Raw genomic sequence first — 3,672 nt, 5'->3', positions numbered from 1 at the left:
ATCTGACCGACAACGCATCGCCGATCTTCTCGGCGATGCGTTGTTGTTCTTCGGCCGGGATCGAATCCGCGACGACGACCACCACCCGCCGCACGGGAGTGACCTCGAGCCTCAGGTAGCTCGAGTACCCGCCGGTCTCACCGTTGTGCCAGACCCCACCGCGGTCGCCGCCGAGCACCCAGAAGATCCCGTGACCTGCGCCGACAGGTTCGACTGAGGTGTCGATGCCGGGGGCGGTCCGGTCGGCGATGGCCTGGGCCAGCCGCGCGATGTCCGCCGGTGTCGATACCACCCCACCGGCCGGTGCGTACCCGTCCATCCGCCACCGTGCCGCACGTCGGCCACCGTGCCAACCGCGCGGTGCGGGCGTCCCCGCCGACGACGCCGACGTAGCGGTCATCCCGATCGGGGTGAACAACCGGCTCTGCACCAGCTCTGCGTACGAGACACCCTGCGCAGCAGCCACGCTGATCCCGGCGACGGATGCCCCGAGGTTGGAGTACAGCGACTCCCCCACCCGGCCCCGCCGCGACCGCGCCGCGTCGGTCAGCACCCGCTGCTCCGACATCCGCGCGTAGGGGTTGGTCAGGAACAGGCCGTGGGCGAGCGCCCGCAGGGTCATGCCCGCAGTCGACGGCAGTCGCGGGAGACCCGATGTGTGCGTGACCAACCGGGCCACGGTGATGTCGCTCAGTGACGGCGTGATGCCGTCGACGAGCGAGTCGAGACGGGTGCCGAGGGTCAGTTCCCCGCGATCGATGCCATCTGCGATCACCAGTCCGGTCACCGCCTTGCTCAGGGAGCCGAGTTCGAAACGGTCCTCCGCGGACGCGTCGACGAACGCGGTCCGCGGTGACCGACCTTCCTCGGCGACGATCACGGCGAGTCGATGCGTGCGGTGGGTGACGAGGGTGTCGAGCAGGCCGGCGAGTTCGCTGTCGCCCGTGGCCGTCGCCGGCCGGTGCGCATGAGCTCGCAACCACAGCAGAACGCGAGAGAGCACGACGATCGCCACCACGAGGCTGACTGCACCCGTGACGTTCTCGTAGATCGCGGACGCCACCGACATCTAACGGGCCACCGTCGCGGTCGCGTGCGCAAGGACCTTGGGGCGCTCCTGCGCAGTCGTCTCGTCGGCGACCGGTGTCCCGGTGGCGGCACGGCGGCGTCGTTGCCGTATCCGTCGCACCCGTGCTCCGAGGTTCCGGTAGTCGCTGTCCTTGAGCAGGGTGAAGTCGGCACCGATCATGATGAGGCCGAACGCGACTAGACCCATGCACACGATGATCCCGACGTGCATCGACTCCAGACCGGCGACGACCATCTCGCGGAGCCATCGACGCCGGGTGACGATGACGAACGGGACCGCACACTCGACGACGATGGTGAACGTACTGACGAACCACCCGAGCCACAGGTTGTTCATCGCGCTCGGGTACAGCCCGAACATGGTGAACTGGTTGATGTGGCTGACGTAGTACGCGGCAACCCCGGTGTTCCACATCGATCCGGTGAGCTTGTAGTACCCAGCGACCGCGTAGACGACCACCACCTGGAACACGATGAGGGTGGCGGCGATGTTGTGGGCGGATGTCGACAGGTACCTCCACTGCGGCCGATGAGCAGGTGCGAAGGACCGCTTCCGCAACGACTTCGACCGAGGTGTCAGGTATCGGTTCGTCACCGCGAACACCATGAAGATCAGAATGATGCGCACGAGATTGTCACCGCCCTCGAGGACGTCCTGATTGCGGTCGTAGATGGACCACATGAAGATCAGGTGCACGAACGTCAGGCCGCGGCCGCCGTAGACCGTGAAGAGCGCTGCGACCGCGAGACCGACGAAGAACACCGCGTTGAACCAGAGCTCGGAATGCGACCAGAAGTACAGCGACGTCAGCGGTTCCGGCAGTGTGCCGCGCGCGTCGGCGATCGAGATGTACGCGTTCGGCCCCCACAGCATGTCGCGGTGCCCCAGGTCGGACACGTAGTACTCGACGCCGCAGACCCCGACGACCAGGCGCAGTATCGACAGGCCGATCAGACGATGTTCGGTGGTACCGACCCGCAGCAACCACCGGTCGATGACGTCGGATGCGTGAACAATCCTGTTCCGCAGGGTCGTTGGCTCCTCGGTCCTCATGACCCACCGTCGATGTCGGCGATGTAGGGCAGCCACGAGGTCTGGAGCAACGGCTTGACCGGCATGATCGGGTGATCGTTCCGGCGGGAGAACGGGACCATGTCCTGCTTGTAGAACGTCACGCGCACCTTGACGATCTGCGTGCCCGGGAACCGGGCGTGGGCGTAGTACGAGGCGGCGCGGTCGAGGCTGTCATAGGTGTAGCGGTACTCGTGATCGAGTGCCGTGATCGCCGCAGTGCGGTTCTCGGGCGCCACCGTGCTCTTGATCGCCTGCAGCTTGGTGCGGTAGGTGTTCCACTCCTCGTTGGCGGCCAGGCTCAGTCCGGCCAGCTTGGTGGGCAGCACCGGGTTCGCTATCGCCTCCTTCTCCAGCGGGGCCTCGATGTCGAACGGCGCCTGCGTGGTAAGCGTCCCCCCACTCTCGGTCACTGCCGTCACCTTGATCAGGCTGTTCGAGGTGGCCGGGGTGGGCGCGAACAATTGCCAGTCCTGGTCGAACACCGGGTGGATGACCTTGTTCGCCGGCTGCGCGATACGGGTCTGCACCGGTGACGACGGCATGTCGACCACGATGGCGCAGACGGCGTAGACCGCCGCGCACAGGAGGAGAAGGCAGACCAGGGCTTTGGGGCCGCGGCCCACCTTCTCCGTCGAGTCCTGATCGGTCACAGGGGCAGGTCAGCTCGTCGGGACGTCGAACTGAGCGTCCAGCGGATCACTCGACACGCTCACCGAGTCGTAGATGCGGGCGTTGCCCGCACTCGACGAGGAGGAACTGCTCGACTCCGAGCTCGAGGAGGACTCCGAGCTCGAGGACTTCACGGCGGTGACGGCTTTCGCCGTCACCTTCACGGCGGTCTCGACGGCTTTGCCGCCCACCGCACCGGTGACACCGGCGACGACATCGTTGGCGATGTCGTGAAAGAACCGCGGCTGCGCGACGGTGTCGGTGCCGAGGATCTCAGCGCTCGGGGAACTCGGCGCTGCCGACTCGGCCGACGCCGACGTGGGCTTGGGCGTGGTGGCCGGCGCGGCGTCGGCCACAGCCGGGCCGGTGACGACGGCCGCAACCGCGGCCACTGCCGTGGCCACCGCGGTCATCCTGGTTCGAGAATTCATGATAGGACCTCTCCTACTCGTGGAATGGTTCCCCCACAACACATTTCGAGCAATCAGATCCGCGCTTTCGCAGACGCGGGTCCCGTGTGCGAGAGATCGCGTGACCGGGCTCGGGCACGCAACAACAGTCGATGCAACAATCCGCGTCGTCCGGCTCGTCTGGGACGGAGACCGGGAACCCCGCGAGGGGCGCGTGCACTGAAACTAGAACAGGCCGCGATTATTTGCAAGGGTAATGTTTCGCCCTGCGAGATCGAAAGACATTGACCGCGAGGCAGATCCGCGACTGATTCGGGCCATATGCGCGAATAGTCCGCTTCGATCAGACGTAGCGGCCGACCGCCCAGCCGCGGCGGGCCTCCGGGCCCACCTCGTCGACCTCGACACCGTCCGCGTACAGACCCGTCT

The 3,672-nt window shown here is 66.3% G+C and carries 4 protein-coding genes; all 4 read right to left on the bottom strand.

Features of this window, described 5'->3' with window-relative positions:
* Positions 1-1,069: serine hydrolase domain-containing protein (locus tag JHC79_RS22935; protein WP_296395252.1), on the bottom strand; the 1,069-nt coding region annotated here is incomplete at its 3' end.
* Positions 1,070-2,143, bottom strand: a complete 1,074-nt coding sequence (locus JHC79_RS22930) for a hypothetical protein (RefSeq protein WP_296395250.1) — start codon at positions 2,141-2,143, stop codon at positions 1,070-1,072.
* Positions 2,140-2,814, bottom strand: a complete 675-nt coding sequence (locus JHC79_RS22925) for a DUF5819 family protein (RefSeq protein WP_296395249.1) — start codon at positions 2,812-2,814, stop codon at positions 2,140-2,142. Before JHC79_RS22925 ends, JHC79_RS22930 begins: the two co-directional genes overlap by 4 nt.
* Before the next feature lie 9 nt (positions 2,815-2,823).
* A complete protein-coding gene (locus JHC79_RS22920) occupies positions 2,824-3,264 on the bottom strand; it encodes a hypothetical protein (protein WP_296395247.1) in 441 nt (146 codons plus the stop codon).
* Between the last annotated feature and the right edge of the window lie 408 nt (positions 3,265-3,672).

The organism is Williamsia sp. (genome assembly GCF_016462415.1).
GTDB lineage: Bacteria > Actinomycetota > Actinomycetes > Mycobacteriales > Mycobacteriaceae > Williamsia_A.
The sequence above is the reverse complement of the archived record's forward strand: the minus strand, read 5'-3'. Positions and strand labels throughout refer to the sequence as shown.

What these genes read in the sequence shown, in the direction of transcription:
- JHC79_RS22930 (WP_296395250.1), bottom strand. Translation starts at nt 2,143, where the DNA reads ATGAGGACCGAGGAGCCAACGACCCTGCGGAACAGGATTGTTCACGCA.
- JHC79_RS22920 (WP_296395247.1), bottom strand. Translation starts at nt 3,264, where the DNA reads ATGAATTCTCGAACCAGGATGACCGCGGTGGCCACGGCAGTGGCCGCG.